Source organism: Pseudomonas sp. RW3S2 (assembly GCF_014268955.1).
In the GTDB taxonomy this organism is placed as follows: Bacteria; Pseudomonadota; Gammaproteobacteria; order Pseudomonadales; family Pseudomonadaceae; genus Aquipseudomonas; species Aquipseudomonas wayambapalatensis.
In genome coordinates this window covers 374044-386676 of sequence record NZ_JABWRM010000001.1, presented here as the reverse complement: position 1 = coordinate 386676, position 12633 = coordinate 374044, and the positions used below count along the sequence as shown (strand labels likewise).

Annotated in this window: 12 protein-coding genes; 5 read left to right on the top strand and 7 right to left on the bottom strand. The window is 63.3% G+C overall.

Annotated features, from left to right (window positions below):
* Positions 1-145 precede the first annotated feature (145 nt).
* Positions 146-3622, top strand: a complete 3477-nt coding sequence (locus tag HU748_RS01845) for a PAS domain-containing hybrid sensor histidine kinase/response regulator (RefSeq protein ID WP_186711370.1) — start codon at positions 146-148, stop codon at positions 3620-3622.
* Here HU748_RS01845 and rmuC read toward each other — a convergent pair.
* Both rmuC and HU748_RS01835 read right to left on the bottom strand, forming a co-directional pair.
* A complete protein-coding gene (gene rmuC / locus HU748_RS01840; protein ID WP_186667339.1) occupies positions 3594-4967 on the bottom strand; it encodes a DNA recombination protein RmuC in 1374 nt (457 codons plus the stop codon). The genes HU748_RS01845 and rmuC overlap by 29 nt on opposite strands.
* Positions 4968-5135: 168 nt before the next feature.
* The gene (locus HU748_RS01835; RefSeq protein ID WP_186718994.1) at positions 5136-5546 is read right to left on the bottom strand and encodes an SEL1-like repeat protein; all 411 of its coding nucleotides are present in this window, start codon (positions 5544-5546) and stop codon (positions 5136-5138) included.
* Positions 5547-6503: 957 nt separating this feature from the next.
* On the opposite strand from HU748_RS01835, the gene HU748_RS01830 reads away from it, so the two are divergent.
* The 3 genes from HU748_RS01830 to HU748_RS01820 all read left to right on the top strand — a co-directional run bounded on the left by HU748_RS01830 (position 6504) and on the right by HU748_RS01820 (position 8865).
* Positions 6504-6728 carry a hypothetical protein gene (locus tag HU748_RS01830; protein ID WP_186667127.1) on the top strand — a complete coding sequence of 75 codons (225 nt, stop codon included), beginning with the start codon at positions 6504-6506 and terminating at the stop codon, positions 6726-6728.
* 246 nt (positions 6729-6974) lie between these two features.
* A complete protein-coding gene (locus tag HU748_RS01825; protein WP_065862201.1) occupies positions 6975-7457 on the top strand; it encodes a hypothetical protein in 483 nt (160 codons plus the stop codon).
* Between the two features lie 145 nt (positions 7458-7602).
* Complete coding sequence (locus tag HU748_RS01820; RefSeq protein WP_063545839.1) at positions 7603-8865, top strand: outer membrane protein transport protein; 1263 nt, start codon at positions 7603-7605, stop codon at positions 8863-8865.
* 44 nt (positions 8866-8909) lie between these two features.
* On the opposite strand, the gene HU748_RS01815 is transcribed toward HU748_RS01820, so the two are convergent.
* On the bottom strand, positions 8910-9839 hold the full coding sequence (locus HU748_RS01815) for a LysR family transcriptional regulator (RefSeq protein WP_186718992.1): 930 nt from the start codon (positions 9837-9839) through the stop codon (positions 8910-8912).
* A gap of 117 nt (positions 9840-9956) precedes the next feature.
* Between HU748_RS01815 and HU748_RS01810 the strand changes: the two genes are divergently transcribed.
* Positions 9957-10214: a DUF2798 domain-containing protein gene (locus HU748_RS01810; RefSeq protein ID WP_065862204.1), complete on the top strand. Its 258-nt coding sequence runs from the start codon at positions 9957-9959 to the stop codon at positions 10212-10214.
* 25 nt (positions 10215-10239) lie between these two features.
* Here the strand turns inward: HU748_RS01810 and HU748_RS01805 are convergent, their stop codons facing one another.
* From HU748_RS01805 to HU748_RS01795, 4 genes are all read right to left on the bottom strand, one after another.
* Entirely contained in the window at positions 10240-10791 is a 552-nt protein-coding gene (locus tag HU748_RS01805) for a glutathione peroxidase (protein ID WP_186718990.1), read from the bottom strand.
* A 46-nt stretch (positions 10792-10837) separates the two neighbouring features.
* On the bottom strand, positions 10838-10960 hold the full coding sequence (locus HU748_RS26565) for a hypothetical protein (protein WP_272979658.1): 123 nt from the start codon (positions 10958-10960) through the stop codon (positions 10838-10840).
* A complete protein-coding gene (locus HU748_RS01800) occupies positions 10957-12159 on the bottom strand; it encodes an MFS transporter (protein ID WP_186718987.1) in 1203 nt (400 codons plus the stop codon). Before HU748_RS01800 ends, HU748_RS26565 begins: the two co-directional genes overlap by 4 nt.
* 63 nt (positions 12160-12222) lie before the next feature.
* A complete protein-coding gene (locus tag HU748_RS01795) occupies positions 12223-12627 on the bottom strand; it encodes a MarR family winged helix-turn-helix transcriptional regulator (RefSeq protein WP_186711541.1) in 405 nt (134 codons plus the stop codon).
* Between the last annotated feature and the right edge of the window lie 6 nt (positions 12628-12633).

Genomic DNA, 12633 nt, shown 5'->3' with positions numbered 1-12633 from the left:
GCTGGCCGTTTCGCGGGCAAGCCCGCTCCCACAGGGGCCCCTGCGACCACCTGCCACTGCGACCATCGTCTGCGCTGACGAACCCGCGCCCGCGTGCCAGACTGATTGATCGGGACCGCGTTTTCCTTTTTGCTCCGGAGTTTGCATGTCGTTGTCCAGCGGGCTGATCGCCGTGGTCGCCCTGGCCTATATGGCCATCATGTTCGCCATCGCCTTCTACGGCGACCGTCGCAGCACGCCGTTGCCGCCGCGCCTGCGCGCCTGGGTGTACAGCCTGTCGCTGGCGGTGTACTGCACCAGCTGGACGTTCTTCGGTGCGGTCGGCCAGGCGGCCGAGCAGCTCTGGGCGTTCCTGCCCATCTACCTGGGCCCGGTGCTGTTGCTGATCTTCGCACCCTGGGTGCTGCAGAAGATGGTGCTGATCAGCAAGCAGCAGAACATCACCTCGATCGCCGACTTCATTGCCGCCCGCTACGGCAAGTCGCAGACGCTCGCGGTGGTGGTGGCCCTGATCTGCCTGGTCGGCGTGCTGCCTTACATCGCCCTGCAGCTCAAGGGCATCGTGCTTGGCGTCAACCTGCTGATCGGCGCCACCCCCGACGCCACCGGCACCCGGGTGCAGGACACCGCACTGGTGGTGTCGCTGGTGCTGGCGCTGTTCGCCATCGTCTTCGGCACGCGCAGCCTGGATGTCACCGAGCACCATCGCGGCATGGTGCTGGCCATCGCCTTCGAGTCACTGATCAAACTGCTGGCGTTTCTTGCCGTCGGCGCCTTCGTGGTCTTCAACCTGTACGACGGTTTCGACGACCTGTTCAGCCAGGCGCGCCAGTCGATCCATCTGGAAAACTACTGGCAGGAGACCATCAACTGGCCATCGATGGTGGTGCAGACTGCCGTGGCGATGATGGCGATCATTTGCTTGCCACGGCAGTTCCACGTCACCGTGGTAGAAAACATCGAGCCCCAGGACATGCGCCTGGCGCGCTGGGTGTTCCCGCTGTACCTGGTGCTGGCCGCACTGTTCGTGGTGCCGATCGCCCTGGCTGGGCAGATGCTGCTGCCGGGCACGGTGATCTCCGACTCCTTCGTCATCAGCCTGCCGCTGGCCGAGGCCCACCCGAGCCTGGCCCTGCTCGCCTTCATCGGCGGTGCTTCGGCCGCTACCGGCATGGTGATCGTCGAGGCAGTGGCGCTGTCGACCATGGTCTCCAACGACATGCTGCTGCCCTGGCTGCTGCGACGCACCAACGCCGAACGCCCGTTCGAGGCCTTCCGCCACTGGATGCTCTCGGTGCGCCGGGTGACCATCGTGGTCATCCTGCTGCTGGCCTACGTCAGCTATCGCCTGCTCGGCTCCACCGCGAGCCTTGCGACCATCGGCCAGATCGCCTTCGCCGCGGTCACCCAGCTGACCCCGGCGATGCTCGGCGCCCTGTACTGGAAGCAGGCCAACCGCCGTGGCGTGTTCGCTGGCCTCGCCGCAGGCATCTTCCTGTGGTTCTACACCCTGGTGCTGCCGATCGCCGCCCATAGCCTGGGCTGGTCGCTGCAGTTGTTCCCCGGCCTTGCCTGGCTGCACGGCAACCCGCTGGACCTGCCGATCACCCCGCTGACGCAAGGGGTGGTGCTGTCGCTGGCGGGCAACTTCATGCTCTTTGCCTGGGTCTCGATCCTCTCGCGCACCCGGGTTTCCGAGCACTGGCAGGCCGGGCGTTTCATCGGCCAGCAAACCAGCGCTCGCCCCAGCAGCCGCACCCTGCTGGCGGTGCAGATCGACGACCTGCTCAACCTCGCCGCGCGCTTCGTTGGCGAGGAGCGCGCACGGCAGAGCTTCATCCGCTTCGCCTACCGCCAGGGCAAGGGCTTCAACCCCAACCAGAACGCCGACGGCGACTGGATCGAACACACCGAGCGCCTGCTTGCCGGCGTGCTCGGCACCTCCTCCACCCGTGCGGTGGTCAAGGCGGCCATCGAAGGCCGCGACATGCAGCTCGAAGACGTCGTGCGCATCGCCGACGAAGCCAGCGAGGTGCTGCAGTTCAACCGCGCCCTGCTGCAGGGCGCCATCGAGAACATCAACCAGGGCATCAGTGTGGTTGACCAGAACCTGCACCTGGTGGCGTGGAATCGTCGTTACCTGGAGCTGTTCAACTACCCCGACGGGCTGATCAGTGTCGGCCGACCGATCGCCGACATCATCCGCTACAACGCCGAGCGCGGCCTGTGCGGCCCGGGCGAGGCGCAGGTGCACGTGGCCAGGCGCCTGCACTGGATGCGCCAGGGCCGGGCGCACACCTCCGAACGGCTGTTCCCCAACGGGCGGGTGATCGAACTGATCGGCAACCCCATGCCCGGCGGGGGCTTCGTCATGAGCTTTACCGACATCACCCCGTTCCGCGAAGCCGAGCAGGCGCTCAAGGACGCCAACGAGGGGCTGGAGCAACGCGTGGCCGAACGCACCCACGAGCTGTCGCAACTGAACCAGGCGTTGTCGGAAGCCAAGAGCCATGCCGAGGCGGTCAGCCAGTCCAAGACCCGCTTCCTCGCCGCCGTCAGCCACGACCTGATGCAACCGCTGAATGCCGCGCGGCTGTTCTCCGCCGCCCTGTCGCAACAAGCCGAGGGCCTGAGTGAGGAGGCCCAGCAACTGGTGCAGCACATGGACAGCTCGCTGCGCTCGGCCGAGGAGCTGATCAGCGACCTGCTGGACATCTCGCGCCTGGAGAACGGCAAGGTCACCCCCGACATCAAGCCCTTCGCGCTCAACGAACTGTTCGACACCCTGGGAGCCGAGTTCAAGGTACTGGCGGCCGAGAAAGGCCTGGAATTCCGCCTGCGCGGCAGCCGACTGCAAGTCGCCAGCGACATGAAACTGTTGCGCCGGGTGCTGCAGAACTTCCTCACCAATGCCCTGCGCTACGGCAAGAGCCCGATCCTGCTGGGTGCTCGGCGTGAAGGCGAGCACCTTTGGCTGGAGGTCTGGGACCGCGGTCCGGGCATCGCCGACGACAAACTGCAGGTGATCTTCCAGGAGTTCAAACGCCTGGACAGCCATCAGACCCGCGCCGAAAAAGGCCTGGGCCTGGGCCTGGCAATCGCCGATGGTCTGTGCCGGGTGCTCGGGCATCGCCTGGAAGTGCGCTCATGGCCAGGCAAGGGCAGCGTGTTCCGGGTCAGCGTGCCGATCGCCAGGCATCCGGTGGCAGCGCCCGCAGCGCCAGTGGAACCGGGCGGGCAGCCGCTCGCCGGGCTGCAGGTGCTGTGCGTGGACAACGAAGACAGCATCCTGATCGGCATGAACAGCTTGCTCGGGCGCTGGGGCTGCCAGGTCTGGACCGCACGCAATCAGGCCGAGTGCGAGGCGCTGCTATTGAAGGGCATGCGCCCGCACTTGGCGCTGGTGGACTACCACCTGGACGATGGCGAAACCGGCATCGGCCTGATGGTCTGGCTACGCACGCGCCTGGGCGAACCCGTCCCTGGCGTGGTGATCAGTGCCGACGGGCGCAACGAAACCATCGCCCAGGTGCATGCCGCCGGGCTGGACTACCTGGCCAAGCCGGTCAAGCCCGCCGCCCTGCGCGCCTTGCTCAATCGGCATCTGAGCCTGGTTCAGTAAGCGTTGCATCGGCCAGCGCCTCATCCGACAGCGCCCGCTCCAGCAGGTCGGCCGGCAAGCTCTTGCTGGCGCGCGCGCCCAGCAGCTTGAGCTGCTCGCTGCGGCTGATCAGGTTGCCACGCCCTTCACACAGTTTGTTGCGCGCTGCGGCGTAGGCCTTGTCGACCTGCTGCAGGCGCGCACCGAGCTCGTCCAGGTCCTGGATGAACAGCACGAACTTGTCGTACAGCCAACCCGCACGCTCGGCGATCTCGCGGGCGTTCTGGCCCTGACGCTCCTGCTTCCACAAGCTGTCGATGACCCGCAGGGTCGCGAGCAAGGTGGTGGGGCTGACAATGACGATCTGTCGGTCGAAGGCTTCCTGGAACAGGCCCGGCTCAGCTTGCAGCGCTGCCGAGAAGGCCGCTTCGATGGGCACGAACAGCAATACGAAATCCAGGCTGTGCAAGCCATCCAGCCGACTGTAATCCTTGCTGGAGAGGCCTTTGACGTGGCTGCGCAACGACTGCACGTGCTGTTTGAGCGCCGCCTCGTCGTTGCCGGAGACGAACTGCTGGTAGGCGGTGAGGCTGACCTTGGCATCGACCACCACCTGCTTGTCCCCCGGCAGCATGATCAGCACATCGGGCTGGAAACGCTCGCCATCGGCGCTCTTGAGGCTGACCTGGGTCTGGTATTCGCGGCCTTTCTCAAGGCCCGCATGCTCCAGTACCCGCTCGAGAATCAACTCGCCCCAATTGCCCTGGGTCTTCTGGCCCTTGAGCGCCTGGGTGAGATTGGTGGCCTCATCAGACAGACGCAGGTTGAGTTGCTGCAGGCGCTCAAGCTCCTTGCCCAGCGAGAAGCGCTCGCGGGCCTCCTGCTGATAGCTTTCTTCCACGCGCTTTTCGAAGGCCTGGATGCGCTCCTTGAGCGGATCGAGCAATTGCCCCAGGTGCTGTTGGCTGGTCTGGGCGAAGCGCTGCTCGCGCTCGTCGAAAATCTTGGTGGCCATCTCGGCGAACTGGGCACGCAGGGTATCGCGGGCTTCCTGCAAGTCGTCCAGGCGCTGGGCGTGGCTTTCCTGCTGCTCGCGCAGTTCGGCGTCCAGGCGTGCGGCCTGGGCCTCCAGGCGACGCAGTTCGGCTTCGCGGGTGGCGCGCTCCAGGTTCCAGGCATGGGCAGCATCGCGGGCGTTGTCGCGATCGATCTGCAACAGTTCCAGTTCGCGGTTCTGCGCGGCGAGCGTCGCCTGTTTGTGGCTGTTGGCTTCGCTGAGGTCGCTGATCTCGTCGCGACTGGCCTCGAGCTGCGCCTGCAGGCCGGCCTGGGCCAACTGCGCGGCACTCAGGCGTTCCTGCATCAGGCCGGTTTCGGCCTGGCGGGCAGCGAGCCGACGCTGGAGCTGCAACACCCACCCCAGACATGGCACCGCGGCAGCCACGATGCCCAATAGAATACTGGCCAGGTCCACTGCCATGCTTGCTCCGGTCAACGCTTAGATTGTGCGCAGCTTACAGGTTTTTTGCCGGTGCTATCGCAGCGAAGGCAGCAGCCCAAGCAGCCGCCGCGCCTCCTGCGAACCCTGCCCTGCCGCCAACTCCAGCCAGTACCGCGCTTGCTCGGGGTCCTGCGCCTGACACAACCGGCCATATTCGAGCTGAGCCCGGCTATCGCCTGCGCGGGCGGCCTGGCGCAGCAGCTCGTGGCCGATACGCCGATCCCGCGCAGTGCCGCAGTCACGGCAGAGCATCTGCCCCAGGCGACTCTGCGCCACCACCACGCCTTGCCGGGCGGGTTGTTTGAGCATACGCCCCGCAAGGTGCTTGACGCTGGGCTTGTCGCCCAGGCGCGGGTTGTCGAGCAGCCACAGGGCCACTTTCAGGGAAAAGCGCTTGGGGGAAACCAATGGCGCAACGGCGGGGGATTTACCACGAAAATTCATGACAACAGCGATGGTGATTCGAAAGGCGCGCCACTCTACTCCTTTTTTTCGACAAAGGCCCGGTGCAACCTTGGGGCGTGGGGAAAAAATATTTCATGGTTCTTTTCTTGACGTTTTCACCCCAGAGAAAGGTCGTGGGTATTTTCCTCGGCGCAGTGTCGGACGCTTCTGAAAACAGCTGGCACGCCCGTCCTAGAGCAAGCCCTAGGGACAATCCACAGAACCTGTGGATAACTCGGTGGACAACCCCCCCTTGGCGCCCGCAAACCCCTGTGGAATGGGGCTTACAGTCAAACTGACGATTTTTTCACCAGCCAAAATAAGTGTTTTTTTTCATTGACTTAAGGGCTCAGTCAAGTCATTGGCGGAGTCCGGGGAGCTTGTTGCAGAACGGTTACAAGTCATACTCCAAGTGTGCACAAGTGCACCAACGAAGTGCCCGGGCTTGCACCACGAAGAAAAAACCGCGCCATTTCACGGCATCGCGCCCTCTTCACAGAAGCCCCGCGAACAGAGATAATGATCGGCTTCGCTGAAGAAAAATCAAAAAGGGCTTGCCATTCGGCAATCCTTCCAGTAGTGTGGCCTTCGTTAGTACCAAGCTGAAAGTCAATTCTGGCCACAATGTCCTTGCGAATTGCCACCCTCCCCGGGTAGCACCGCTGAAACCAGGACCGGCCCACTCGATGATTCCCTCGACGGCAACAGCCGCTCCAGCACGAATCACCTAATGACAGATTGATCGGGATCTTCACCCAGCGGCCTAGAACCTGGTCCGCGGGATGCTGCCCGCCTTCCGAAGTACCTACCAGTCAGCCCGGCGCCTTACTTGTGCTTGCGCTACCTCTGGCTGCTCTGTTCCGGTCAGGTTTTTCGCCTCCCTTAATAAAGGCGTCACCGGAACGTTTCTATTGTGCACGGATCGAAACCCGTGTCTTGAGCAGGAAATCTAAAAAAATGACTAATCACCATCAGATCCAGCGCGCCTTCGGCACGCTTTCTCAGGCCTTCGCCCCACTGAAGTGCCTCATCGTTGCCCCTCGAAAGGGCAGCTTCAGCTTCACCCTGGTCGACGAACACGGCGTGGCCTGTCACACCGAGCGCCTGTATCCAGAGCACTACACCCGTGCAGAGCCGCTGCAGGCGGTAATCGATCGCACCCGCCAGTCGCTGGTCGCATGAATGAATGGGTGAGGATTCACCCCATGAATGAGCGACCCTGATCGCTGCCCGAAACGCTCTTTGCTTAATTGCCACAAGGCATATAGCGCAGGCGCTGCGGCAGCAATCGATTTAAAAACAGCCCTTTACACCATGATTATCACACTACACTTCAACTCGAGCGGTGCGAGCCGCTTCCGGCGGGCCTGATCATCCATTAGCTGCCAAGCTCCAGCGCCCGTCGGCCCCTGACAGTTCGAGGGCATTATGGGTATCGCTGCGAACGAGTTGAGCCAATATGTGATCCGCCCCACGCTGATCTACCTGGATCGCCACAGCGCGAGCGCTGAAGCCTTGCTGTTGGGGGTCGCCGCCAGCCAGTCCAGCCTTGGAGCGGCCCTGCACGACCGTCGCGGTCACGGCCTGTACAGGATCGGCGAGACGCGCCATCAGACCCTCTGGGACGACTACCTGGCCCGCGACCCCGAGCTGGCAAGCCTGGTACGCGGGCTTGCCAGCCAGCATGCCTTCCTTGGCGGCCCGCACCTGGAGCTGACGGTCAACCTGCGCTATGCCACCGCCATTGCCTGGATGCTCATCGAAGAACAGGCCACCCCTCTACCCGCCGCCGACGATCTTCTGGGTCTGGCGCGAATCTGGCGACAGACATTCCACCCCCAGGGACGCCTGCGTGATTTCACCCAAGCCTGGCACTGCTGGGTAAATCCGATAATGTCCCAGGCATCTTAAGAACTGTCCTACGCACAAACCGGAAAAAAGGGAATTTTGGTCGGATTGTCCTACAAAACCACTCTATCTCCGCCGATACAGGCTATGGCGTAGTGCGTGATTTGTTGGTAGCTTTTCGCCCCGGAGATCCCAAGGAGTTCTAATAATGAAAACAGTCATGCTCAAAACCTCTCTCGGCGTCGCGATCGCGCTCGCTTCCAGCCAACTGTTCGCCAGCGGCTTCGCCCTCAACGAACAAAGCGTCAGTGGCATGGGGACAGGTTTTGCGGGTCGTTCTTCCTCTGCCGACGATGCCAGCACCATTTACGGAAACCCTGCCGGCATGTCGCGCCTCAAGCGCGAACAGATCACCGTAGGCGGCGCAGCCGTCATCGCCAAGACCGACATTTCCGGCCGCGGCAGCAACCTGGGCGGGAAAATGGACGGTGACATGGTGCCGTTCGTGGGCGTGCCCATGGGCTACTACGTCAAGCCAATCGATGATCACTGGAGCCTGGGCTTCGGCGTCTACGTGCCCTTCGGCCTGGTCACCGACTACGGCAGCAACCACGCGGCGCGCTACTGGGGCAAGAAAAGCCACGTCGAAGTGGTCACCTTCCAGCCGACCGTCAGCTACGCCTTCAACGACAAGGTGTCGATCGGTTTCGGCCCGACCATCAACCGCATCAAGGGCGAGCTGGGCTCGAGCACCATCAACCCACGCTCCCCTGGCCGCAACGATGGCGAAGTGAAGATCAAGGGTGATGACACCGCCGTAGGCTACAACATCGGTATCCTGGTACAGGCCACCGACCGTACCCGCCTCGGCCTGACCTACCACTCGATGGTCGACTACAAGCTCGAAGGCAAGACCAAGATCAACAACGCGTTGATCGGCCCGTTCAGCGGCAGCAAGTTCGACGCCGACCTGAAGATCAAGACGCCCGAGTCGGTAGACTTCTCGGTCACCCACGAACTCGACGACCAGTGGACCCTGTACGCAGGCAGCACCTGGACCCGTTGGAGCCGCCTGAAAGACATCACCGTCACCAACGACGTCCCTGCCCCGCTGGCCGGCCAGTTCGGCACCATCAGCGAAGAGCAGAACTGGCACGACACCTGGGCTCACGCCATCGGTGCCTCGTACAAGGTGAACAAGGAGTGGACCCTGCGTACCGGTTTCACCGTCGACCAGTCGCCGACCAACAACCACGACCGCTCTCCGCGCATCCCTACTGGCGATCGCAAGATCTTCAGCCTGGGTGCCGGCTACAGCCCGACCGACGACGTGACCATCGACGTGGCCTACTCCTACCTGTGGGAAGAGGACACCAAGGTGAACCTGGCCAGCGCCACCAAAGGCACTTACCAGGCCAAGTACGAGAACAGCGCTCACGGTATCGGAGCTTCGCTCACCTACCGCTTCTGAGTAGGTTCGACCTGCATGAAAAAACCGCCCTCGTGGCGGTTTTTTCATGCCTGCACGCGCCAGCTCTCCCCAAGGCTCGCCTGCAGATACTCCATGAACACGCGCACCTTGGCGGTCATGGCAAAGCGATCAGCCACGCACAGAAACACATCCATCGGTTCGGTCTGCGCATACGCCTCACCGGGCTGGGCAGAGTCGAACAACGGCACCAACTGACCACTGTCCAGGTGCGGGCGCACAAGGAACTCGGCCAGGCGCGTCACCCCACCATCGTTGAGCGCCATTTCCGCCAGGGCCTCGATGTCATCGCTGATCAGCACGCGTCCGAACTCTGCCTCGAAGCGCATACCGTCCCGCACGAATCCCCAGCGCAGCAGCCGCCCATCGACGGGGTAACGCAGCACCAGGCAGCGGTGATCCCGCAACGCCTCGGGCGTGGTCGGCCGGCCGGCCTGGGCCAGGTAGCCGGGCGAGGCACAGCAGACGAACGGGATACGGGCGATATGCCGAGCCAGCAAGTGGTCTTCCAACTGCGGAGTGATACGCAGGCTGACATCGACATCTTCGCGGGCATGATTGACGCGACGATCACTCGCAACCATTTCTATCGAAAGCAGCGGGTAACGTGCACTGAAAGCGGGAATCAGTGGCGCAAGGATACGGCGCCCGAATGCCGATGTGGCGGCAATGCACAAGCGCCCTTGCGGTTCGGTATCGGGCGTGGTGACCGCTTGCTCGGCCAGGATCAGGTCGCGCTCCACCTGCTTGACCCGGCTGTAATACTGGCTGCCAGCGGGCGTAAGGGCCATGCTGCGGGTGCTGCGCGACAGCAGGCGGACCTGCAGGTGCGCCTCCAGGCGTGCCAGGTTCTGGCTGACCGCTGCCGCACTCAGGCCCAGTGCGCGCGCCGCACCGGCAATGCTGCCGGCCTCGACGACCTTGATGAAACTGCGGATGGCGTTGAGCAGATCCATGGCGGGCTCTGGGGATTCGTAAGAATCTCTTTATAAAGAACTCAGCGCGACGGGTCTACAGCGCAAAGGAGGCCATTGTTAACCTGCGCTTCTCATGTTCAACCAAGAGGCGCCCTCATGACTCCTTTGTCCCAGCCCCGCCGTCGCAAGCTGCGCGCCAGTGCCACACCCTATGTCTTCGCCTTCTACATGTCGGCGATCATGGCGATGCTGATGTGCTTCGTGATCACTGCTGCAACGGCCGGCATCGACCAGGACTACTTGCGCAAAGTACTCCAGGCCTATCAGTTGGCGATGCCGGTGGCGTTCGTCTGCGTGCTGATGGTGCGGCCCGTGGTGATGCGCCTGGTGGCAATCACCGTGCACCCGCACTGATCGCCCATCAACAGAAAGCGCTGCATCAAGGCTGCGACGCAATGGCCTTCTCGATAGCCGCCCGGAACGCCGGATCATCCGGCTTGGTCAGGCTGGAGAAATTGCCGATCACCTTGCCTCGCCGGTCCACCACGTACTTGTAGAAATTCCACTTGGGTGCACTGCTCTGCCTTGCCAGCTCGACGAACAGCGGGATCGCATCCTTGCCACGCACCGGCTGGGTCTTGGTCATGGTGAAGGTGACGCCGTAGTTGGCGTAGCAGACCTTGGCGGTCTTCTCGCTGTCGGCATCTTCCTGCTTGAAATCGTTGGAGGGGACGCCGAGCATTTCCAGCCCCTGCTCGTGGTACTCCTTGTAGGTAGCCTCCAGGCCCTCGAACTGCGGCGCGAAGCCGCAGTAACTGGCGGTATTGATCACCACCAACGGCTTGCCGGCGTAGCGCTGGCACAGCTCGACCTGCCCTTTGCCACGCAGCTCCGGCAGGCTGCCCTGCAGCAGCGCCGGGCATTCGGCCGCCCAAGTGGAAGCAGTGACTGTCAGGGCCAGCAAAGGTAGCGCGAACCAACGAGTGAGCATGTTCTTGTTCTCCTGCAAGACAATTCCTTGCCTTGCAGGGTAGCGCTTAACAAACACCCATGCCCAGTTGCATCAACGCCAATCCGCCCTGATGCCAGCCCCACCAGGCGAGCGCCACCACCAGCAGCGCACCCGCCACCAGCAGCCCGCGCAGCAAGGCGCGGTTCATGCCGCCGTGGCCTGCAGGCGCGCAACCGGGCGTTCGCGCACCGGCCAGTTGAGGGCCGCCGCCAGCAGGCTGAGCAGGATGGAGATCTGCCAGACCAGGTCATAGCTGCCCGTGCGGTCATAGACCACCCCGCCCAGCCAGCCACCGAGGAAGGCGCCGAGCTGATGGAAGAGGAACACGATACCCCCCAGCATCGACAGGTTGCGCACACCGAACAGGGTCGCCACCGTGCCATTGGTCAGCGGCACCGTCGACAACCACAACAGGCCCATGGCAATGCCGAACAGGTAGGCGCTGAATTCGGTCACCGGTACCCACAGGAACAGCACGATCACCACCGCCCGCAACAGATAGAGGCTAGTCAGCAGACGCGGCTTGGACATGCGTCCGCCCAGCCAGCCGGCAGTGTAGGTGCCAACGATGTTGAACAACCCGACCAGTGCCAGCACCGTGGTGCCGATGGTCGCTGGCAAGTGCTGGTCGACCAGATAGGCCGGCAGGTGCACACCGATGAACACCACCTGGAAACCGCAGACGAAAAAGCCCAGTGCCAGCAGCCAGAAACCGGAATGCGAGCACGCCTCGCGCAGTGCCTGGGCCAGCGTCTGCTCGCCGCCCTGGCTGGGCAGTGGCCGATCGCGCAGCAGCCCGACGAAAGGCACGATCAGCGCCACCATCAGACCCAGTACCAGCAGCGCTGCCGACCAGCCCAGCCACTGGATCAGCCCAAGCGTACCCGGCAGCATGGCGAACTGGCCGAACGATCCCGCCGCGCTGGCAATCCCCATGGCCATGCTGCGTTTTTCCGGCGGCACCGCACGGCCAACCACGCCGAGGATCACCGAGAACGAGGTACCGGACAGCCCGATGCCGATCAGCAAGCCAGCACTCAGCGACAACGACCAGATCGAATCGGCCATGCCCATCAGTACCAGGCCGGCAGCGTAGAGAATGCCGCCAATGATCACCACCCGCGCCGCGCCCAGGCGATCGGCCAGCGCGCCGGCGAACGGCTGGGCCAATCCCCAGATCAGGTTCTGCAGGGCGATGGCGAAGGCGAAGACTTCACGCCCCCAGCCAAAATCGGCGCTCATGGGGGCCAGGAACAGGCCGAAGCCATGCCGCACACCCAGCGACAGCGCCAGGATCAGCGCCGCCCCGAGCAGCACCCAGCCACTGGTTCGCCAAACGGAAGTCATTGTTGTTGTCTCCTAGCCATCGCAAGGTTTGTGCGGGTATATACCCGCTTTATAGGGCACATTTCAGGCCAAACGCTCCAACAAGCGAACCAGTTCATCGCGCTGCTCCTCGCCCAGATGCTCGACCAACTGTAGCTGAGCCTGCTCCCAGGCAGGATGTGCGGCAGCCAGGCACGCCTTGCCAGCCTCGGTCAGGCACACCAGGCGATTGCGCTGGTCGCTGCCCTCGCCAAGCGCCACCAACCCATCGGCCTCCAGCACCCGCAGGTTGCGACCCAAGGTGCTGCGGTCCAGGCCCATGGCCTCGGCCAGGCTGGTGATACTCGGCTGGTCGAGCCGCTGCAGATGACGCAACAAGGAAAACTGCGCGACATTGATACCGAAGCCCGCCAGGGCCTCGTCGTAATGTCGGCTCACCCCGCGGGCGGCACGACGCAGGTGGGTGCAGATGCATTCACTGGTCAACATGAAAGC